Source organism: Amycolatopsis sp. DG1A-15b (genome assembly GCF_030285645.1).
Lineage (GTDB): Bacteria > Actinomycetota > Actinomycetes > Mycobacteriales > Pseudonocardiaceae > Amycolatopsis.
Window position 1 is genome coordinate 6,766,801 of sequence record NZ_CP127296.1, and the last position, 18,447, is coordinate 6,785,247.

An 18,447-nucleotide genomic window follows, 5' to 3' on the forward strand; every position below is an offset into this window, starting at 1 on the left:
GCTACCGCCCCGGGTGGGTAATCACGTTCAGGCGTAGTCGGCGCGGCCCGCCGCGACCAGCCGCGACACCAGCCCGGCCCCGGTTTCCTCGCGCGTCAAGGCGTAGCAGTAGTGGTCCCGCCACCCGCCCGCGACGTCGAGATAACGCTCGAACAGGCCTTCCCGCCGGTAGCCCGCTTTGGTGAGAACCCGCAGGCTGGCGGCGTTTTCCGGCCGCACGGTGGCCTCCAGCCGGTGCAGCCCGGCCGGTCCGAAGGCGTGGTCGGTGACGAGCGCGACGGCAGCCGTCGCGACCCCACCGCGGACCACCTCGGACGACACCCAGTAGCCGATCCAGGCCGACCGCAGCGACGCCCGGATGACGTTACCCACAGTGATCTGCCCCGCCAGGCGACCGTCCAGGGTGATGGTGAACGGGAGGCACTGACCACGCCGAGCGAGCGAACGCAGCGCCGCCCACTGCGACGGCCACGACCAGAAGGCGTTGCGTTCCGGCCACGGGCCGACGCCGGTGGGCTCCCACGTTTCGAGGTGCGCGCGGTCCCGGAGCCGGATCCGGCTCCACTCGCCGGCGTCGCGCAGCCGGACCGGCCGGATCGCGACCTCGCCCGCGGGCACGCGCAGCGGGCCGAGCCGAGCCGGCCAGCCCGGGTGCCGGCTTTCGACCGGGTAGGACACGCCCGACACGGAGTTCATCAGGCCCGTTGCGCCAGGAAGGTGACTTGGACCTGTTCCCCGGCGGGGACTTCGGTCGCCTCTTCCGGCACGTTGATCAGGCAGTTCGCTTCGGCCAGCGACGCGAGCAGGTGCGCCCCGGACTGGCCGAGCGGCTGGACCAGGTATTCGCCGTTGGCCTCGTCGCGCAGCAGCTGGCCGCGGAGGAAGCCGCGCCTGCCCTCGGTCGAGGTGACCGGCGACAGCAGCCGCGCGCCGACGATCCGCCGGTGCGGGTTCCGGGTCCCGCGCGCCGCCCGGATCAGCGGCCGCACCAGCACCTCGAACACCACCAGCGCGCTCATCGGGTTGCCCGGGATGAGGAACGTCGGCACCGAGTCGGGGCCGAGCCTGCCGAACCCCTGCACCGAGCCGGGGTGCATCGCCACCCGCGTCATGTCGATCCGGCCGAGGTCGGACAGCGCGGCGTGGACCTCGTCGCCGGTGGCGCCCCCGGCGCCGCCCGCGACCACGACGATCTCCGACATCAGCAGCCGGCCTTCGACGACCTCCCGCAGCCGTTTCGGGTCGCTCGGCACGATGCCGACCCGGCTGACCTCGGCACCCGCGTCCCGGGCGGCCGCGGACAGCGCGTAGGAGTTGACGTCGTAGACCTGCCCGACCGACGGCGTCCGGTCGACGTCGACCAGCTCGTCGCCGACCGACACGATCGACACCCGCGGCCGCGGGTAGACCAGGACCTTCGCCCGGCCGACCGCGGCCAGCAGGCCCACCTGGGCCGAGCCGATCGTGTCGCCGCGGCGCACCGCGACGTCCCCGATCTGGACGTCCTCGCCGGCCCGCCGCACGTACCCCGCTGACGGCACCGAGCGGTGCACCGTGACCTTGGCCTGGTGCCCGTCGGTGTAGGCGAGCGGCACGACGGCGTCGGCCAGCGTCGGCAGCGGCGCGCCGGTGTCGACCCGGACGGCCTGGCCGGGCTGGAGCCGGCGCGGCTGGCGTGAACCCGCCGCGATCTCCCCGACGACCGGCAGCTGCACCGGCTCCTGCCCGGCGTTGCGGACGTCGACGCTGCGCACCGCGTACCCGTCGATCGCGGCTTGGTCGAACCCGGGCAGCGCGTGCTCGGCGACCACTTCCTCGGCGCAGAGCAGGCCCTGGGCCTCGGAGATCGCCACGCGCACCGGCTGGGGCCGGACGGCGGCGTCCAAGGTCATCGAGATCTGCGCGTCGACCGAGCGCAGCTCGGCCTCGTCCCCGGCCGCTTCCGGCCGCGCCGCGTCGAGGGATTCCGTCATGGGCGCTCTGTCCCGATCCGTTCCGTCAGCCACGCCCGTAAAGATGGACCGTACTCGGGCGTTTCAAGCGCGAAATCGACCGCGGCGCGCAGGAAACCACCCGGATTCCCCAGGTCGTGGCGGCCGCCGCGGTGGACGACGACGTGCACCGGGTGTCCCTCGCTGATCAGCAGCGCGACCGCGTCGGTCAGCTGCAGCTCGCCGCCGCTGCCCGGGGTGATCCGCTTGAGGGCGTCGAAGATCGCCCGGTCGAGCAGGTACCGCCCGGCCGCGGCGTAGGTCGACGGCGCGTCCTCCGGCTTCGGCTTCTCGACCATCCCGTGCACCTGCTTGACGTCTTCGTCGTCGGTGTCGGTGACGTCGAAGACGCCGTACGGCGAGATCTCGGCCTTCGGGATGTCGAACGCGCAGAGCACGCTGCCGCCGTACTGGGCGCGGACCGCGCCCATCCGCTCGAGCACGCCGGTGGGCAGCACCAGGTCGTCCGGGAGCAGCACGGCGACGGCCTCGTCGTCCGGGCGCAGGTTCGGCTCGGCCTGCGCGACGGCGTGGCCGAGGCCGAGGGCCTGTTCCTGGATGGCGGTTTCGACGGCGAGGAGATCGGTACCCCGGCGCACCTTCGCGAGCAGTTCGGTCTTGCCCTTGGCCTCGAGGTTCTGCTCGAGCTCGGGCTGCTTTTCGAAGTACCGGACAACGGCGTCCTTGCCCGGCGAGGTCACGATGACCAGGCGTTCCGCGCCGGCGGCGGCGGCCTCGGCCGCGACCAGCTCGATGCCCGGGGTGTCCACCACCGGCAGGAGCTCCTTGGGCACGGCCTTCGTCGCCGGGAGGAACCGTGTCCCAAGGCCGGCGGCAGGCACGATGGCGGTTCTGAACGTCTGGGTGGATGCGGCGCCCGTCATGGGCGCAGAGCCTAACGTGAGGTCATGCACGCGCTGGGCAATGAGCACCTGAGCAAGGCGGAGTGGCGTGACCGGGTGACGCGCGCCCGGGCGGAACAGACAGCCGAATCCCACGCCCGGGAGGCGTCGGCGCTGGTCAGCGCGGTGGCGAAGGTCACAGCGAGCACCGTGTGCGCGTACCTGCCGTTCGGCACCGAGCCGGGCACGACGGCGTTCGTCGACGCGCTGGCGGCCGGCGGCGCGCGGGTCCTGCTGCCCGTCATCCTGCCGGCGCCGGGCCCGCTCGACTGGGCCGAGTACACGGGCGAGGCCGATCTCGTGCCCAGCCGGTTCCGCGGCATCCGGGAGCCGGGCGGGAAACGCCTGGGTACCGAGGCCGTGGGCGCGGCGGAACTGGTGCTGGTGCCCGCGCTGGCCGTGGATCGCCGGGGCGTCCGGCTCGGGCGCGGGGCGGGCCACTACGACCGCTCATTGGTCTTCGCCGCGGCCGGCGCTACGCTGCTGGCCGTCGTCCGGGACGAAGAGCTGGTCGAACGGCTGCCCGGGGAGCCGCACGACGTGCGGATGACCGGGGCCTTGACGCCCGGTCGAGGCGTGGTCGAACTGCCGGTGTGAGCAACCAGGAATTGCCTTTCGGGAAGGTTTTCCCGCACAATCGGGTTAGCACTCAGGTCGGATGAGTGCCAGCAAAGGAGCCGTCAGTGCCTACGTACCAGTACGCCTGCAAAGAATGCGACCACCGGTTCGAAGCCGTGCAGTCGTTCTCGGACCCCAGCCTGACCGTCTGCCCGCAGTGCTCCGGGGTGCTGCGCAAGGTCTTCAGCTCGGTCGGCGTCGTCTTCAAGGGGAGCGGGTTCTACCGCACGGACTCGCGCGACTCGAGCAAGTCGAGCACCGCGCCCGCCCCGGCGAAGACCGAGACCAAGACGGAGTCGAAGCCGGACACGAGCTCGGCATCCTCCTCTTCGACCACGACGAAGACGGCCGCCGCGGCGTCCTGACCCGCGAGTTATCCACAACACCCCGGTTGTCCACAGATGCCGGACGTGGCCCTTCCGGCGGCCCGTCCGGCTTCCCTAACGTCGATCTTGTGCGGCACACCGCCGCACCCGATCCGGCCGAGGGGGCCCCGTGGACGTCCTGCCGAAGCTCCGCGCACTTCATCCGACCCGGCTGCCGAGCCGGCGGACGCGGCTGATCCGCCGCTGGCTCGCCGTCGGCCTGCTCGTCCTGGGTGGGCTGTCGCTCGTCCACCCCGGCTCCGCACGAGGCGCACCGACCGTCCTCGCGGCCCACGACCTTCCTTCCGGCGCGACGCTGAGCGCTGCCGATGTCCGGCTGGCCGACCTCTCCGACGAAGCACGTCCGATGGGCGTGTTGAGCACCCTCGACGCCGTCGACGGGCGCCTGCTGGCGGGCGCCGTCCGGGCCGGCGAGCCGCTGACCGACGTCCGGCTGGCGACGGTCCCCGCCCCGGGTGATCCCGGCACGGCGACCGTGCCGGTCCGGCTGGCCGACGTGGCCGTCGCCGCGCTGCTCCGGCCCGGCCAACGCGTCGACGTCGTCGCGGCGCCGGAGCCGGCCGCGCCCGCCTCCGTGCTGGCCGCTGGGGCGACGGTCGTGACGGTAGGGCACCAGGAGCCGGCCACGCTCAAGGGGCCGCTGGTGCTGCTCCGGCTGTCGGAGGCCGCGGCAACGAAGGTGGCGGCGATTTCACTGGAGCGTCCGGTAACGGTTACTCTCCGCTAGCCTCCGCCCGCCCAGACGGGCGGGGCGTCCCCTTCCGGTTGGTGGCTCGTGAGGAGAAAAAGGTGTTCAAAGGCTTCAAGGACTTCCTGATGCGCGGCAACGTCGTCGACCTGGCCGTGGCGGTGGTCATCGGCTCGGCGTTCACGGCGATCGTCACGGCGTTCACCAACGGCCTGATCAAGCCGCTGATCAGCACGATCGGCGGCACGGAGGCCGCGAACGGCCTCGGATACCAGATCTTCGACAACAACAAAGCCACGTTCCTGGACTTCGGCGGCGTGATCAACGCGGCGATCAACTTCGTGCTGGTCGCGGCGGTGGTCTACTTCGTGATCGTGATGCCGGTCAAGAAGGTGCAGGAGCGCCGCAAGCGCGGCCAGGAGCCGGGCCCGTCGGAGCCGACGGACGTGGAGCTGCTGATCGAGATCCGCGACCTGCTGCGCGCCCAGCAGAGCCAGCGCGGCAACGACCGCGACTGACGAGGTCAGCGGTCGTGGTGCGGTGGCCGGTTCTCCCGGTACCAGTCGTCCGGGAGACCGGTGCGCCGCTCGGGGTCGCGCTCGTCGGAGGTCGTCTCGGGCAGGACGTCCCCGAAGATCTCATCGACCCGGCGGCGCTGCTCGCTGCCGGCCTTGGGGTCGCGTTTCTCGCCGGACATGCCCTCAGTCTCCCACGACGCGTTCTTTGACAACTCCAGAGAGCTGACCGAGCGCATCGAGGCGGCGCAGGTGCTCAGGGGTCAGCGCGAGCCCCGCGGCGGCGACGTTCTCCTCCAGGTGCGTGATCCGGCCGGTGCCCGGAATCGGTAGGACCACTGGTGATCGGGCCAGCAACCACGCGAGGGCGACCTGGGCGGAGGTGGCACCCACCTCGCCCGCGACAGCGGCGATCTCCGCTCCGCCTGCCGCGGCCGGTGCCACCGGCCGCCAAGGCAGGAAGGCGATTCCCGCCGCCGCACAGGCCCGCAGGACCGGCTCGTGCTCACGGTCGAGCACGCTGTAGCGGTTCTGGACGCTGACGATCTCGACGAGTTCACGGGCCCGAGCGAGCTCGTCGACAGTCACTTCGGACAGCCCGAGCAGGCCGATCTTCCCCGCGGACTGCAGCTCGCGGAGCGTGCCGAGCTGATCGGCCAACGGCGTTTCCGGGTCGACGCGGTGCAGCTGCAGCAGCTCGATCCGCTCCACGCGGAGCCGGCGCAGGGCCTGGTCGACCTGGTCGCGCAGGATTTCGGGCCGGGCGTCGAGCCGCCACTCGCCGCCGGGCCCGGTTCGCGCGACGCCGACCTTGGTGGTGATCAGCAGCTCGCCGGGATAGGGGTGCAGGGCCTCGGCGAGCAGTTCCTCGTTGGCTCCGCCGCCGTAGAGGTGCGCGGTGTCGATGAGCGTGACACCGAGCTCGACGGCCCGCCGGGCGACGGCGATCGCGCCGGCCCGGCTTCGGTCGGCAGGTGCATCGCCCCGAAACCGAGCCGGCGGACGTTCAGCCTGCCACCGATGCGGAAATCGGGGGTCACACCTCTTCGAGGCCCGAGAGCTCGTCGATGACGTGGGGAACGAGCGAGGTCAGCGTGGCCATCCCGTCGCGGACCGCGGACCGCGACCCGGCCAGGTTGACCACGAGCGTGCTGCCCGACACTCCGGCGAGCCCGCGGGAGATCCCGGCGTCGACGGCGCCGGCGGCCAGCCCGGACGCGCGGATGGCCTCGCTGATGCCCGGGATGGGCCGGTCGAGCACACCGGCGGTGGCGTCCGGAGTCCGGTCGCGCGGCAGCACGCCGGTGCCGCCGACGGTGATCACCAGGTCGGCGCCGCCGATCACGGCGGTGTTGAGCGCGTTGCGGATACCCGCGGTCTCGGCCTCGACGACCACGACACCGTCGACGATGAAGCCCGCTTCTTCGAGCAGCTCCGTGACCAGCGGGCCAGTGGTGTCCTCGTGCTCGCCGTGCGCCACGCGATCGTCCACGATGACCACGAGGGCCCGGCCCAGCCGTTGTGCACTCCGTTCCATGGCGCCCACCGTAGCCGGTTTCGGCGGCCGGGCGCCGGGAGGTGCCGGGTGAGTTCTGACGATTCGGTGACGTGACGCCGCGAGCTCCGGCGAGCCCCGGCGAAGGCCCCTAGCGTGGCCGGGGTGCGCGTACTGGTCACCGGCGGAGCCGGGTTCATCGGGTCCCACATCGCCGACCTCCTGGCCGACGGCGGTGACGAGGTCGTGGTGCTGGACAACCTCCTCCCCACGGCTCACGGCTCCGGCTTCCCGCCGCCCTACACCGGCAGGCACCGGTTCCTGCGCGGCGACGTCACCGACACCGAGATCGTCGCGGAGCTGCTGGACGGCGTCGACGCGGTCTGCCACCAAGCGGCGGTGGTGGGCCACGGGATCGACCCGTCGGACGCACCGTCGTACGCCTTGCACAACGACTACGGCACGGCGGTGCTGCTGGCCGGAATGCACGCGGCCGGCGTCCGGAAGCTGGTGCTGGCCTCGTCGATGGTCGTCTACGGCGAAGGCCGCTACGCATGCTCGGCTCACGGCGTGGTGGCGCCTTCGCCGCGCCGCCGGTCCGATGTGGACGCCGGCCGGTTCGAGCCACGCTGCCCGTCGTGCGAAGCGGAGCTGAGCTGGCAGCTGGTGCCCGAGGACGCGCCGCTGAACCCCCGCAGCACGTACGCGGCAACGAAGCTGGCCCAGGAACACCTGGCCGGTGCGTGGGCCCGGCAGACTGGCGGCACGGTGTGGGCGATGCGCTACCACAACGTTTACGGCCCGCGGATGCCCCAGAACACCCCGTACGCGGGAGTCGCATCACTCTTCCGCTCGTCCTTGGTCCGCGGCGAGGCGCCCCGAGTTCTGGAAGACGGCCGCCAGCAGCGCGACTTCATCCACGTCCACGACGTGGCGAGGGCGAACGTCCTGGCCCTGCGCACGGAAGGCCCGGCAGCCGAAATAACCCCGCTGAACATCTGTTCCGGCACCCCGCACACGGTGGGCGACCTGGCGGAGGAGCTGGCGCGGGCTTGCGACGGCCCGGCACCCCAGGTGATCGGCGGCGCGCGTCCCGCCGACGTCCGGCACGTCGTCGCCGATCCGGCCCGCGCCCGCGAACTACTGGGCTTCACGGCGGAAATCGGCTTCGAAGCGGGAATCGCCGATTTCGCGACGGCGGAACTGCGCGCCCCGTCGAGGTTCAGGCCGTGAACGCCCGCGCGACGGCGAGGCTGTCCTCGTAGACGTGGTAGCGGGTGATCACGCCACTGTCGACGGTGAGGTGCAGGGCGCAGCGGGCGCTGTAGGCCAGGCCGGTGGCCTTCACCGTCTGGCGGATCTCTCCCAGCACCACCGCGTCCCGGCCGTCGACCAGGACGCTCGAGATCACTCCACCGCGCTCCCCGTGGAACTCGTTCAGCTGGCGGAAGTGGTCGGCGACGCCGGCGCGCGTCGACCGCTCCCGGATCCACGGCACTGCCGGGTGCCCCGCCGCGGGCCAGTCGAGCTGCCAGTCGACTCCGTCCGCGAACAGTTCGGCGATCCGGTCCGGATCTCCCCCGGCCAGGCGGGCGAGAAACTCGGTCACGGCCGCCCGGGTACTCGCCTCCGCACCGGTGAACTGGTGGTCGTGCCGGATCCGGCCGTCCTCGTCGAGCAGGAGGAAGATTGTGCCGCTCCACACCGGGGCGCCACCCGTCGCCGGAACCATGTGGGTGGTGAACGTGACTGCGTCGTGGTGGGTCACGACGTCGTCCGCCGCGGTGAAGACGAATTCCCCGGTCGCGACGAACCGGTCGTACGCGCCGGTGACCCGGGCCTCGAGCGCGTCGTGTCCCCGGTGCTCGGCGGTTTCGGTGTACTGCACGCCGTCTTCGGCCCACAGTCGCGCGACAGTGCTGCGCCGCGCGGCGGCGTCCGGCTCGTTCCACACCGCCACGTAGCGGCTGATCAAGTTCGAGGTCATGGTCATGGTCAGGAAGCTAGAACGGGTTCCCTGACACCTCCTGTCAGTGGATCCGGGCAGACTTCCGGACATGCGTGCGACCCGTCTGGTGTCCCTGCTGTTGCTGCTGCAGACCAGGGAGCGCATGACCGCGCGGGAACTGGCGGACGCCTTGGAGGTGTCGGTCCGGACGATCTACCGGGACGTCGAGTCACTCGGCGCCGCGGGCGTGCCCGTGTACGGCGAACCAGGTCACGAAGGTGGCTACCGGCTGCTCGACGGCTACCGCACCCGGCTGACCGGCCTCACCGCGGACGAGGCCGAGGCGCTGTTCCTCACCGGGCTCCCGTCCGCGGCCGCCCAGCTGGGCCTGACGGCCGCGACGACCGCCGCGCAGCTCAAGCTCATGGCGGCGTTGCCCGCCGAGCTGCGCGACCGCGCCGACCGTGCCGCCGGCCGGTTCCACGTCGACCTCCCGTCGTGGTACCTCCGCGCCGAGCGAACTCCGCACCTGACTCCGATTTCGGAGGCCACTCGTGGCCAGCACGCCCTGCGGATCCGCTACCTGCGCTGGGTGCAGCCGCACGAGATCAGCCGGACCGTGCAGCCCCACGGACTGGTCCTGAAAGCGGGCAACTGGTACCTCGTGGCTCGCGGCGCCGAGCAGTTCCGGACCTACCGGATCTCCCGGGATCCTCGAGGTGGATGTCCTCCCCGAGCGGTTCGAACGAGCCGAAGGGTTCGACCTGGCGAGCCACTGGGAGAGCTACCTCGACCACTTCGACCGGCGCCGCTACCGGGACACCGCGGTCCTCCGGGTCTCCCGTCGTGGCCTGGACCGGCTACCCGAGCTGCTCGAACCGGCCGTCGTCGCGGCCCGGAAGACCAGGGCAGGGCCGGACCCGGCGGGGTGGACCGAACTCGAGATCCCCCATCGAATCGGTCGAGGCCGCGCTGCCCGAACTGCTCAAGTTCGGCGCCGACGTCGATGTCGTCGCACCGGAAGCGTTGCGAGCGGAAGTAGTCCGGACCCTGCACGCGATGAACCGGGCCTACGGTCTCTAGCCGGTTAATCCGGCAGCTGGCCGGCACCGCTTGCACCGTCAAGGCGGCCAGGCCGAGCCGGCCGCCGATCCGGACCGGGCCCAGCTGCTTGCGCCACCGCAGCCGCACGATCGCCCGCATCGGGAGTTCGGGCCGGGCTGTGCTGCGGACGGCAGCTGCGATCAGTCATCCCGGCCGCGCCTTCAACGCGGTAGCGATCGGTCCATTTGCGGGCGGTTGTGGCGGCGACCATAAGCATTTTGCTGCAGCGGCGCAGGTCCAGCTTTGCTCGACGCGCGACAGGCCGCCACCGATCGCCTCAACGCCGGACAACGTCCCTGGACCTCACATCTAGGGCATCGCCAGCGGCAGGCGCACCTCGAACCGGCACCCCGGTCCGTGGTTGTGCACCCCGATTCGCCCCCGGTGCGCCTCGACCAGCCCCTTCGCAATGGCCAGGCCGAGCCCGCCGCCGCTGGTCGTCCCGCCGCGCTCGGGCGTCCGCGCCTGCGTCCCGCGGAAAGCGACGTCGAAGACGCGGTTGATCTCGTCGTCCGGGATGCCACCGCAGGAGTCGTCCACGGCGAGCAGCGCCTCGTCGCCGTCGACGCCGATCTGCACCGCCACCGTCCCGTCGGGCGGGGTGTGCCGAATCGCGTTGGACACCAGGTTCCGCACGATCCGGGCCAGTTCCGGGTCGCTGCCGGTCACCACCGGCCAGGTCGACGCCCTGGCGAGGACCCGGACCCGCTTCCGGTGGGCCACCGGCGCCTGGGCGGCCACGGCGTCGCTCACGACGTCCCGCAACGGCACCGCCGACATCGTGAGCTCCAGGGCCCCCGCGGTGATCCGCGAAAGCTCGAACAGGTCGCCGACCATCGCGGACAGCCGCCGGGTCTCGCCGCTGATCCGCTGGGCGTAGTCGGCGACCTCGTCGCGTTCGGACACCACGCCGTCGGCCAGCGCCTCGGCCATCGCCTGGATCCCGGCCAGCGGGCTGCGCAGGTCGTGGCTGATCCAGGCCACCAGTTCGCGCCGCGAGGCCTCGGCGGCGCGTTCCCGCTCGCGTGCCTCGCGTTCCCACACGCTGCGGCGTGCGATGGCCCGGCCGAGGATGATCGCCGCGGGCACGGTGACCAGCGCGACGAGCAGGCAGACCAGGAGCATCGTGGTCAGCGCCGGGGTGAACATGAACCCGCTGATCCCCAGGACGCCGACCAGCGTGGCGAGCACCGGGATCAGCACCAGCACCGTGAGCGTGGTGGCCAGCGAACCGCGGCGCAGGACGTACAACGCCACGCCGCCCAGTGCCGCGACCGGCAGCGAGAACAGCAGTGCGAACGGCAGGATGTGCCAGAGGTGCGTCAGCATCTCCGAGACGGACTCGCCCGAACCGATCACGGCTGCTCCCGGTCGTAGCGGTAGCCGACACCCCACACCGTCGCCACCCGGGTCGGCTTGGCCGGGTCACGTTCGATCTTCTCGCGCAGCCGTCGCACGTGGACGGTCACAGTGGACTGATCGCCGAAGTCCCAGCTCCACACCTTTTCGAGCAGGTCCGCGCGCGAGTACGCCACGCCGGGGTGGGCGAGGAAGAACGCCAGCAGGTCGAACTCCCGGGTGGTCAACGGCAGTTCGCGGCCGCGGAGGGTCGCGGTGCGCGCATTCATCTGCAGGCGCAGGTCGCCGTCCGCGAGCACGGCGGCGGCCGGCTCCGGGCGGGGCATCCGGGCGCGGCGCAGCACCGAGGCCACACGGAGGGCGAGTTCCTTGGGGCTGAACGGTTTCGTCACGTAGTCGTCGGCGCCGAGCTGGAGGCCGGCGATGCGGTTCTCCTCCTCGCCGAGGGCGGTGAGCATGACGATCGGCACCTGGCTGACCTGGCGCAGCCGCTTGCACACCTCCAGGCCGTTGATCCCGGGCATCATGACGTCGAGGACGACGAGGTCGGGCTCGTGGGCGGCGAACTTCGTCAGCCCCTCGGCGCCGTTGCCGGCCATGTCCACGGTGAACCCGGCCACCTCGAGGTAGCGGCGGACGACGTCGCGGACCGTCTCGTCGTCGTCGACCACGAGCACCCGTCCGGCCTGATCGCTCATCACGTCTCCCTCACCAGCCCGTCAGCAGCAGGTGGTTGACCGCCAGCGCCGTCGCCGCCTGCGCGGCCAGCCACCACTGGCGGCCGGGCCGCGGCAACAGCGCCGTCATCGGCAGCAACCACACCCCGAACGGTAGCCAGATCCGTTCGGTCTCGGCTTTCGACAGGCCCGAGACGTCGGCGAAGAGGATGGCGGCCAGGGCGGCGAGGCCCAGCAGGAGGACCGGATCGGTGAGCAAGGACCGGCGCGGAGACCCGAATCCTCGCCGGACGGCGGCGACGACCGCGGGGCCGAGCGCGACGGTCACCGCCGCGAGGTCGGCCCACACCCAGTACGAATAGGGCCGGACCAGCGCCACGCCCTGGTAGTAGCGCTCGACGACCAAGTGGTAGCCGTCGAGCCACCAAAAGCCCGCCCAGGCGAAGACGCCGACGACGGCGAGTGCCGCGACGATCGCCAGTGCCGCCGCCCGCCACTGCCGGCCGAGGACGGCGACGGCCACCGCGAGCAGGCCGAGCAGCACCAGGCCGTACGACAGGAAGATCCCGAAGCCGAGCAGCACCCCCGCGGCCAGCCCGGCCGGAACGGCGTACCGGCGGCCGTGGGTGAACCCCGTCGCGGACAGCGCGAGCAGCGCCAGCCCGGTCGCGGTCACCCCGGCGAAGAGGCCGTCCGCCGAGACGCCGATCCACACCGCGCCCGGGGTGAGGACGGCGAACGGCAGCACCGCGCGGGCCGCCTCGGGCCGGCCGAGCAGGGCGACCGTGGCCGGCACGGCCACCGCGACCAGGCTGCCGGCGAGCACCACGGCCGTGGCCGCCCACGCGCCGCCGTGCAGGCCGAGCCGGTCCAGCCAGACGAAGACGAGCGTCGCGCCCGGCGGGTGACCGGACACGTGCGTCGTCCACGATTGGGGCTGGAAGTCGAGGATGCGGGAGGAGAACTCGCGCAGCATCCGCGGGATGTCGGTGATTCCCGGGACCTCGTGGAGGTACTCCTGGGGAATGGTGAGGTGCCCGGCGAACCCGCGAGACCAGCCGTCGACCATGGCCAGGGAGAAGATCCAGGCGAGCGAGGCGAGGTAGCCGGCGGCGAGCGCGCGGCGCCACGGCAGGCGGGCGGCCAGTGCCGGGCCGTGGAGCACCACCGCGACCGCGACGAGCACGGCGAACACCGAGCCCGGGCCGACGTGCGGCAGCCAGTCGGCGAACAACGGCGGGGCGGACACGAAGATGACCACGCCGGAGTGCGGCCGGTTGTAGTACAGGCCGACCGCGGTGGCGGCGCCGACGAGCACCGCCGCGGCGGCGACGGCAAGGAGGTCGGCGCGGCGGCCGGAGACCGGGGCTTCGGGTTCGCGGGCAGTCGGCTCGGCGAGCCGGGCTGCCGATGTCGGCTCGCTCATCGTCGCCCACCCTAGGTTCACCGCGGGCGATCCGCGCCATGGGAACGGGAGCCGTAACGACGCGGTAAGAACTCGCCCGATGTCATGATTCGGTAAGCCCCGCAAGGGTTCTACGACGTTTCGGGCGGCCTTACGGTCGGCGCCGTGACTGACTTGGAAGTGGACGTCGTCCTCCCCTGCCTCGACGAAGCGGGTGCCCTTCCCGCCGTACTGGCCGGCCTGCCGCCGGGCTACCGCGCGATCGTGGTCGACAACGGCTCGGCCGACGGCTCGCCGGAAGTGGCGGCCTCGCTCGGCGCGAAGGTCGTCCACGAGCCGCGCCGCGGCTACGGCGCGGCCGTGCACGCGGGGCTGGAAGCCGCCACCGCGGACATCGTGTGCTTCGCCGACGCCGACGGGTCCCTGGACCTCGCCGACCTGCCGCGCCTGGTGACCGCGGTCGTACACGGCGCGGACCTGGCCGTCGGACGCCGGGTGCCGACCGGTCCCGGGGTGTGGCCGTGGCACGCGCGGATGGGCAATGTCGTGCTGGCGACGCTGTTGCGCAGCCGCGGGCTGCCGGTGCGGGACATCGCGCCCCTGCGCGCCGCGGACCGGCTCGCCCTGCTCCGTCTCGACGTCGCCGACCGGGCGTTCGGCTACCCCCTGGAGCTGCTGATCAAGGCCCAGCGCGCCGGGTGGCGGGTCCGGGAGTTCGACGTCCGCTACGGCGAGCGCGCCAAAGGGACGAAGTCGAAGGTGTCCGGGTCGGTGCGGGGGACGCTGCGTGCGGTCCGCGACTTCGGGCGGGTGCTGGCCCGATGACCCGTCCGTTCATCCTGCTGGTCGTGGCCAAGGCGCCCGTTCCGGGGCTGGCCAAGACCCGGCTGTGCCCGCCCGCCACGCCGGCTCAGGCGGCCGAGATCGCCGCGGCCGCGTTGCTCGACACGCTCGAGGCCGTCTGCGCGGTGCCCGGCGCCGAGCCCGTCGTCGCGATGACCGGCGATCTCGGTGCGGCCGCCCGGCCCATCGAAATCGGCATGGCGCTGCGCCACGTCACCACGATCCCGCAGCGTGGCCCCGATTTCGGTGCCCGGCTGGCGAACGCCCACGCGGACGCCGCCGAGGTGCACGCCGGTCTGCCGGTCCTCCAGATCGGCATGGACACCCCGCAGGTCACGCCGGAGTCGCTCGCCGCCGCAGCGGCACCGGTCCTGCACGGCGGCCACGACTCGGTGCTCGGGCCGGCCGCGGACGGCGGCTGGTGGGCGCTGGGCCTCGCCGAGCCGCGGCACGCACAGGCCCTCGCGGACGTCCCGATGTCCCGCGAAGACACCGGCGAACGCACACTGCGCGCCCTCACCGCGTGCGGGCTGCGGCCGCGGCGCGCCGCCCAGCTGTCCGATGTGGACACGATGGCCGATGCCCGCTCGGTGGCGGCGGCGTGCCCGGGTGGCCGGTTCGCCCGCGCCGTCGCGGCGGTCGGCGGACGGGCGGTGGCGTGATGACCGCCCCGGTGAGCACCGGCCACGAGTTCGACCGCGGCCTGCTCGGCCACCAGTGCTGGCTCGAGCTGGCCAACGGCGAGCGGATCGAGCTGGCCGTCGAACGCTGGGCGGAACCGTCCGAGGGCGACGACGTCCTGCTCGACGCGTGCTCCGGCCCGACGATCGACCTCGGGTGCGGGCCCGGCAGGCTCACCGCGGCGCTGGCCGGGCGCGGAGTCGTCGCGCTGGGCGTGGACAGCTCGCGCACGGCCGTCGGGCTGACCCGGCGCCGCGGCGGAAGTGCGTTGCAGCGCAACCTCTTCGACCGCCTGCCCGGCGAAGGGCGGTGGCGGCACGCCCTGCTTGCGGACGGCAACATCGGCATCGGCGGCGACCCGGCCACGCTGCTGCGGCGCACGGCACGCCTGATCGCCCCCGGCGGTGACGTCCTCGTCGAGCTGGAGCCGCCCGGTCGGGGCCTGCGGCACGAGCGCGTCCGGCTCCGGCCCGGCCACGCCGACGTCGCCTGGTTCACCTGGGCCTGGGTCGGGGTCGACGCGATCGCCGAGGTCGCCGCGCGCGCCGGGTTGCGCGTCGACTGGACCACCCGGCACGGGCACCGCTGGTTCGCGCGATTGGAGCGGTCGTGAAGCTCCCGATTCCGGCCGAAGAGCAGTTCCGGGCCCCGGCGCACCACGAACGCGTGACGTCGAAGATCGGCCTGGCGCTCGCGATCACGTTCACGACGTGCTTCGTGACGGGGCTGATCAGCCACCTGATCCAGCACCCGCCGGGGTGGTTCTCCTGGCCCAGCCGTCCGGTCGGGCTCTACCGCGTCACCCAGGGTCTGCACGTGATCTCCGGCGTGGCGTCGATCCCGTTGCTGCTGGCGAAACTGTGGAGCGTCTACCCGAAGCTGTTCGGCCGGCCGCTCGTCCGCTCGCTGCCGCACGCCCTGGAGCGGCTGTCGATCCTGGTGCTGTCCGGTGCGGCGTTCTTCGAGCTGACGACCGGACTGCTGAACGTCGCGCAGAACTACCCGTGGGGCTTTTACTTCCCCCAGGTGCACTACGCGGTCGCGTGGCTGGCGATCGGCTCGATCCTGGTGCACGTCGCGGTGAAGCTGCCGATCATCCGCCGCGCACTGAGCCGGGCCACCGTGACGGAGGCGCCGGCCGAGGGGCTGTCCCGGCGGGGTTTCCTGGTGACCACCGGGCTGGCGACCGGTGTCGCGGTCGTGGCCACCGCGGGCGCGACGGTGCCGTTCCTGCGCGGCGTCTCCGCCCTTTCCTGGCGGACCGGTACGGGCACGCAGGACCTCCCGGTGAACCGCACGGCGGCGGCCGCGGGTGTCACGTGGTCGCCGGCCTGGCGGCTCTCGGTGGTGACCCCGCGCGGCACGGCGAAGTTCTCGCTCGACGAGCTGCGCGCCCTGCCGCAAACGACGGCGGAGCTCCCGATCGCGTGTGTGGAGGGCTGGAGCCAGTCGGCCACCTGGCGGGGGATCTCCCTGCCCACGCTCCTGAAAGCCGCCGGCGCGGTACCGGGCACGGCGGTCCGGGTGTCCTCTTCGGAGCGTGGCGGGCTGTACGGCGTCAGCGTGCTCCCCGGCGAACACACGGCCGACGACCTGACGTTGCTGGCCTTGGAGCTGAACGGCGAGGTCCTCGCCCCCGACCACGGCTTCCCCTGCCGGATCATCGCCCCGAACCGCCCTGGCGTGCTGCAGACGAAGTGGGTCACGAAGCTGGAGGCGCTGTGAAGACCGCCCGAGCGCTTCTCGCCCTGCCGGGTCTCGCGGCACTGGTGTGGGGTGTGGTGCTGTTCGCCGAGTACGCGCTGCCCTTGCGTCCGGACGTCTTCGGGACGGTCGGCTGGATCATCGGTGGCCCGATCCTCAACGACGCGGTCATCGCCCCGCTGACGGCGCTGCTCGGCATCGTCCTGGCTCACCGCCTGCCGCGCCCGTGGAAAGCCCCGGTCATCGCCGGCACGGTCACCACCGGCATCCTAGCGATCCTGGCGTTCCCGCTGTTCTGGCGCCCGTACGGAACCCCGCCGATGCCGGGCCTCCACGACACCAACCCGGCCCCCGCGCTGGCCCTCACCCTGGCAGCAGTCTGGCTGGCTGTGGCCCTCGCAGCCCTCCGCCACCGTGTCGTCCCCCGGATCACCCGTGCCGTCCCGCCAATCACCCGAGATACGTCCCCAATCACGCGAAACACGTCCCCAATCACGCGAGACACGCCTCCGGACACGCAAGATGCCCGTTCCGACACGCCAGCCGACCGCCCCAATCCCTGACCCCGGGCACAAATGCGGCCACGCGCGACCGGCATCGAGTGCCTGGTCGCGCGTGGCCTTGTGGGTCCGGCCCCGAAGACGGGGGTCGAGCCGAAGTTGGTCTCGGCCGCGCCAGGGCGGCCGAGCGTCTGAACCGGATCAGTTGGGCTGGACGGGCTGGCCGCCGAACGTCACCTCGACCGTGCGGCCGTCGGCGAGCGTGAACGTCGCCTTCTCGTCCGGGGCCCGGGTGCGGACCGCCGCGACCAGCGTGTCGGCCGAGTCGATCGGGCGGTCGTCGATCTTGGTGACGACGTCGCCCGCCTTCAGGCCGGCCTTCTCCGCCGGGCTGCCGCCCTTGATGGCGCCGAGCTCGGCGCCGCCCTGCGGGGCGTCCTTGACCTCCGCGCCGATGTAGGTCTGCACCGCCTGGCCGGTCTTGATGATCGTGTCCGCGGTGCGGCGGGCCTGGTCGATCGGGATGGCGAAGCCGATGCCGACGTTGCCGCCTTCGGACGCGCCCTGGCCCTGGCCACCGGAGGCCGACTGCGGGCTGTAGATCGCGGAGTTGATGCCGATGACCTGGCCGGACATGTTCGCCAGCGGCCCACCCGAGTTGCCCGGGTTGATCGCCGCGTCGGTCTGGACCGCGTCCATCACCGTGGTCTGGTCGCCGCTGCTGCCGCCCGCCCGCACCGGCCGGTGCAGCGAGCTGACGATGCCCGAGGTGACCGTGCCGGCCAGCTCGAACGGCGAGCCGATGGCCACCACCGACTGGCCGACGCGCAGGTCGTCGGAGCGGCCGAGCTCCACCGGGGTCAGGTTGCCGACGCCGGTGACCTTGACGACCGCGATGTCGGTCGTCGGGTCGCGGCCGACGATCTTGGCGGCGGCCTTCTTGCCGTCCTGGAACACCGCCTGGATCTGGCCGCCGTTCGCGCCGACCTCGACGACGTGGTTGTTCGTCAGGATGTAGCCGTCGGTGCTGATGACGAAGCCGGAGCCCTCGCCGGCCCCCTGCTGGCCGCTGACCTGCAGCTCGACCACGCTCGGCGACAGCTTCTGCGCGACGGCCTCGACCGAGCCGGCGGGCGCGTTGCCCGTCTGCTGGGCCGGCTTCGGCGCGTCGAGCGCGTTGCTGGCCGGGCCGGACGACCCGCCGGTGAAGTACCCGACGGTCCCGCCCGCGATGCCGCCGACCAGCAGCGCGACCAGCGCGACGCCGGCGAGCAGCTTCCCGCCGGACCGTTTGGGCTCCGGCGCGGCGACGGGGTAGCCGGATGTGCCGGGCTGCCCGTACGGGTGGGGCGGCGGGTAGACGCTCTGCTGGGTCGGGCCGGACGGCATCTGCGCACCCGGGGCGGACCACGGGTTCGCGGCCTGCCCGCCGTACGCCGGATCGGCCCCGGTCACCGCGTGGTAGGACGGCTCGGAGTACTGCGGCGCACCGCCGGACTCGGGCTGGGCCTGCTCACCGTACGGGTGCCCCGCCCAACCGCCCTGGGCCGGCTGCTGGCCGGTCTCGGGGTGCCGCGGAGCCGCGGGGTCGTGCGCGCTGGGGTCGTTCTCGGTCATGTCCTCACCTTGCG

23 protein-coding genes and 1 pseudogene are annotated in these 18,447 nt (G+C 72.6%); 12 read left to right on the top strand and 12 right to left on the bottom strand.

From position 1 onward, the window contains the following. Positions 1-27: 27 nt before the first annotated feature. The 3 genes from QRY02_RS31030 to QRY02_RS31040 are packed head-to-tail and all read right to left on the bottom strand — an operon-like array spanning position 28 to position 2,875. Entirely contained in the window at positions 28-696 is a 669-nt protein-coding gene (locus tag QRY02_RS31030; protein WP_285986371.1) for a GNAT family N-acetyltransferase, read from the bottom strand. Continuing rightward, entirely contained in the window at positions 696-1,973 is a 1,278-nt protein-coding gene (gene glp, locus QRY02_RS31035; RefSeq protein ID WP_285986372.1) for a molybdotransferase-like divisome protein Glp, read from the bottom strand. The genes QRY02_RS31030 and glp overlap by 1 nt, the downstream gene beginning before the upstream one ends. Continuing rightward, a complete protein-coding gene (locus QRY02_RS31040; protein WP_285986373.1) occupies positions 1,970-2,875 on the bottom strand; it encodes a UTP--glucose-1-phosphate uridylyltransferase in 906 nt (301 codons plus the stop codon). Before QRY02_RS31040 ends, glp begins: the two co-directional genes overlap by 4 nt. A 24-nt stretch (positions 2,876-2,899) precedes the next feature. Between QRY02_RS31040 and QRY02_RS31045 the strand changes: the two genes are divergently transcribed. From QRY02_RS31045 to mscL, 4 genes are all read left to right on the top strand, one after another. Next, positions 2,900-3,490: a 5-formyltetrahydrofolate cyclo-ligase gene (locus tag QRY02_RS31045; protein ID WP_285986374.1), complete on the top strand. Its 591-nt coding sequence runs from the start codon at positions 2,900-2,902 to the stop codon at positions 3,488-3,490. A gap of 86 nt (positions 3,491-3,576) precedes the next feature. Next, positions 3,577-3,876 (top strand): FmdB family zinc ribbon protein, encoded by a 300-nt coding sequence (locus tag QRY02_RS31050; protein ID WP_285986375.1) that lies wholly within the window; start codon positions 3,577-3,579, stop codon positions 3,874-3,876. A gap of 130 nt (positions 3,877-4,006) precedes the next feature. After that, positions 4,007-4,624, top strand: coding sequence for an SAF domain-containing protein (locus tag QRY02_RS31055; RefSeq protein WP_285986376.1), 618 nt, complete (start codon positions 4,007-4,009; stop codon positions 4,622-4,624). Positions 4,625-4,686: 62 nt separating this feature from the next. Then, complete coding sequence (gene mscL / locus QRY02_RS31060) at positions 4,687-5,103, top strand: large-conductance mechanosensitive channel protein MscL (RefSeq protein WP_285986377.1); 417 nt, start codon at positions 4,687-4,689, stop codon at positions 5,101-5,103. Between the two features lie 5 nt (positions 5,104-5,108). On the opposite strand, the gene QRY02_RS31065 is transcribed toward mscL, so the two are convergent. The 3 genes from QRY02_RS31065 to QRY02_RS31075 form a co-directional block, all read right to left on the bottom strand. Further along, positions 5,109-5,282, bottom strand: a complete 174-nt coding sequence (locus tag QRY02_RS31065) for a hypothetical protein (protein ID WP_285986378.1) — start codon at positions 5,280-5,282, stop codon at positions 5,109-5,111. Positions 5,283-5,286: 4 nt separating this feature from the next. Next, positions 5,287-6,048, bottom strand: a complete 762-nt coding sequence (locus tag QRY02_RS31070; protein WP_353069605.1) for an aldo/keto reductase — start codon at positions 6,046-6,048, stop codon at positions 5,287-5,289. An 88-nt stretch (positions 6,049-6,136) separates the two neighbouring features. Then, positions 6,137-6,637, bottom strand: a complete 501-nt coding sequence (locus QRY02_RS31075) for a MogA/MoaB family molybdenum cofactor biosynthesis protein (RefSeq protein WP_013230045.1) — start codon at positions 6,635-6,637, stop codon at positions 6,137-6,139. Between the two features lie 123 nt (positions 6,638-6,760). Here QRY02_RS31075 and QRY02_RS31080 point away from each other — a divergent pair, with 123 nt between their 5' ends. Further along, positions 6,761-7,828: an NAD-dependent epimerase/dehydratase family protein gene (locus QRY02_RS31080; protein WP_285986379.1), complete on the top strand. Its 1,068-nt coding sequence runs from the start codon at positions 6,761-6,763 to the stop codon at positions 7,826-7,828. Here QRY02_RS31080 and QRY02_RS31085 read toward each other — a convergent pair. Next, positions 7,818-8,588: a nuclear transport factor 2 family protein gene (locus QRY02_RS31085; protein ID WP_285986380.1), complete on the bottom strand. Its 771-nt coding sequence runs from the start codon at positions 8,586-8,588 to the stop codon at positions 7,818-7,820. The two genes, QRY02_RS31080 and QRY02_RS31085, sit on opposite strands and share 11 nt — an antisense overlap. A gap of 118 nt (positions 8,589-8,706) precedes the next feature. Here QRY02_RS31085 and QRY02_RS48940 point away from each other — a divergent pair. Both QRY02_RS48940 and QRY02_RS48945 read left to right on the top strand, forming a co-directional pair. Then, positions 8,707-9,192 (top strand): annotated as a pseudogene (locus QRY02_RS48940) (helix-turn-helix transcriptional regulator); the annotation flags it as partial. Between the two features lie 74 nt (positions 9,193-9,266). Beyond that, positions 9,267-9,626 carry a WCX domain-containing protein gene (locus QRY02_RS48945; protein ID WP_502874280.1) on the top strand — a complete coding sequence of 120 codons (360 nt, stop codon included), beginning with the start codon at positions 9,267-9,269 and terminating at the stop codon, positions 9,624-9,626. A gap of 4 nt (positions 9,627-9,630) precedes the next feature. Here the strand turns inward: QRY02_RS48945 and QRY02_RS31095 are convergent, their stop codons facing one another. From QRY02_RS31095 to QRY02_RS31110, 4 genes are all read right to left on the bottom strand, one after another. Continuing rightward, the gene (locus tag QRY02_RS31095) at positions 9,631-9,888 is read right to left on the bottom strand and encodes a leucine zipper domain-containing protein (RefSeq protein ID WP_502874281.1); all 258 of its coding nucleotides are present in this window, start codon (positions 9,886-9,888) and stop codon (positions 9,631-9,633) included. A 68-nt stretch (positions 9,889-9,956) separates the two neighbouring features. After that, a complete protein-coding gene (locus tag QRY02_RS31100) occupies positions 9,957-11,006 on the bottom strand; it encodes a sensor histidine kinase (RefSeq protein ID WP_285986381.1) in 1,050 nt (349 codons plus the stop codon). Beyond that, a complete protein-coding gene (locus QRY02_RS31105; RefSeq protein WP_285986382.1) occupies positions 11,003-11,704 on the bottom strand; it encodes a response regulator transcription factor in 702 nt (233 codons plus the stop codon). Before QRY02_RS31105 ends, QRY02_RS31100 begins: the two co-directional genes overlap by 4 nt. Before the next feature lie 10 nt (positions 11,705-11,714). After that, positions 11,715-13,109 (bottom strand): hypothetical protein, encoded by a 1,395-nt coding sequence (locus QRY02_RS31110; protein ID WP_285986383.1) that lies wholly within the window; start codon positions 13,107-13,109, stop codon positions 11,715-11,717. 159 nt (positions 13,110-13,268) lie between these two features. On the opposite strand from QRY02_RS31110, the gene QRY02_RS31115 reads away from it, so the two are divergent. Genes QRY02_RS31115 through QRY02_RS31135 form a run of 5 tightly spaced genes read left to right on the top strand, consistent with a single transcriptional unit; the run spans position 13,269 to position 16,879 of the window. After that, positions 13,269-13,913: a glycosyltransferase family 2 protein gene (locus QRY02_RS31115; protein ID WP_285993963.1), complete on the top strand. Its 645-nt coding sequence runs from the start codon at positions 13,269-13,271 to the stop codon at positions 13,911-13,913. Then, the gene (locus tag QRY02_RS31120; RefSeq protein ID WP_285986384.1) at positions 13,910-14,593 is read left to right on the top strand and encodes a TIGR04282 family arsenosugar biosynthesis glycosyltransferase; all 684 of its coding nucleotides are present in this window, start codon (positions 13,910-13,912) and stop codon (positions 14,591-14,593) included. Before QRY02_RS31115 ends, QRY02_RS31120 begins: the two co-directional genes overlap by 4 nt. Then, positions 14,593-15,225: a methyltransferase domain-containing protein gene (locus QRY02_RS31125; RefSeq protein ID WP_285986385.1), complete on the top strand. Its 633-nt coding sequence runs from the start codon at positions 14,593-14,595 to the stop codon at positions 15,223-15,225. Before QRY02_RS31120 ends, QRY02_RS31125 begins: the two co-directional genes overlap by 1 nt. After that, positions 15,222-16,337 (top strand): molybdopterin-dependent oxidoreductase, encoded by a 1,116-nt coding sequence (locus tag QRY02_RS31130; protein ID WP_285986386.1) that lies wholly within the window; start codon positions 15,222-15,224, stop codon positions 16,335-16,337. The genes QRY02_RS31125 and QRY02_RS31130 overlap by 4 nt, the downstream gene beginning before the upstream one ends. Further along, the gene (locus QRY02_RS31135; protein ID WP_285986387.1) at positions 16,334-16,879 is read left to right on the top strand and encodes a hypothetical protein; all 546 of its coding nucleotides are present in this window, start codon (positions 16,334-16,336) and stop codon (positions 16,877-16,879) included. The genes QRY02_RS31130 and QRY02_RS31135 overlap by 4 nt, the downstream gene beginning before the upstream one ends. Positions 16,880-17,017: 138 nt before the next feature. Here the strand turns inward: QRY02_RS31135 and QRY02_RS31140 are convergent, their stop codons facing one another. Continuing rightward, positions 17,018-18,433 carry a S1C family serine protease gene (locus tag QRY02_RS31140; protein WP_285986388.1) on the bottom strand — a complete coding sequence of 472 codons (1,416 nt, stop codon included), beginning with the start codon at positions 18,431-18,433 and terminating at the stop codon, positions 17,018-17,020. Positions 18,434-18,447 lie beyond the last annotated feature (14 nt).

What these genes read in the sequence shown, in the direction of transcription:
- glp (WP_285986372.1), bottom strand. Translation starts at nt 1,973, where the DNA reads ATGACGGAATCCCTCGACGCGGCGCGGCCGGAAGCGGCCGGGGACGAG.
- QRY02_RS31065 (WP_285986378.1), bottom strand. Translation starts at nt 5,282, where the DNA reads ATGTCCGGCGAGAAACGCGACCCCAAGGCCGGCAGCGAGCAGCGCCGC.
- QRY02_RS31125 (WP_285986385.1), top strand. Translation starts at nt 14,593, where the DNA reads ATGACCGCCCCGGTGAGCACCGGCCACGAGTTCGACCGCGGCCTGCTC.
- QRY02_RS31075 (WP_013230045.1), bottom strand. Translation starts at nt 6,637, where the DNA reads ATGGAACGGAGTGCACAACGGCTGGGCCGGGCCCTCGTGGTCATCGTG.
- QRY02_RS31105 (WP_285986382.1), bottom strand. Translation starts at nt 11,704, where the DNA reads ATGAGCGATCAGGCCGGACGGGTGCTCGTGGTCGACGACGACGAGACG.
- QRY02_RS48945 (WP_502874280.1), top strand. Translation starts at nt 9,267, where the DNA reads ATGTCCTCCCCGAGCGGTTCGAACGAGCCGAAGGGTTCGACCTGGCGA.
- QRY02_RS31110 (WP_285986383.1), bottom strand. Translation starts at nt 13,109, where the DNA reads ATGAGCGAGCCGACATCGGCAGCCCGGCTCGCCGAGCCGACTGCCCGC.
- QRY02_RS31030 (WP_285986371.1), bottom strand. Translation starts at nt 696, where the DNA reads ATGAACTCCGTGTCGGGCGTGTCCTACCCGGTCGAAAGCCGGCACCCG.
- QRY02_RS31045 (WP_285986374.1), top strand. Translation starts at nt 2,900, where the DNA reads ATGCACGCGCTGGGCAATGAGCACCTGAGCAAGGCGGAGTGGCGTGAC.
- QRY02_RS31140 (WP_285986388.1), bottom strand. Translation starts at nt 18,433, where the DNA reads ATGACCGAGAACGACCCCAGCGCGCACGACCCCGCGGCTCCGCGGCAC.
- QRY02_RS31040 (WP_285986373.1), bottom strand. Translation starts at nt 2,875, where the DNA reads ATGACGGGCGCCGCATCCACCCAGACGTTCAGAACCGCCATCGTGCCT.
- QRY02_RS31120 (WP_285986384.1), top strand. Translation starts at nt 13,910, where the DNA reads ATGACCCGTCCGTTCATCCTGCTGGTCGTGGCCAAGGCGCCCGTTCCG.
- QRY02_RS31085 (WP_285986380.1), bottom strand. Translation starts at nt 8,588, where the DNA reads ATGACCATGACCTCGAACTTGATCAGCCGCTACGTGGCGGTGTGGAAC.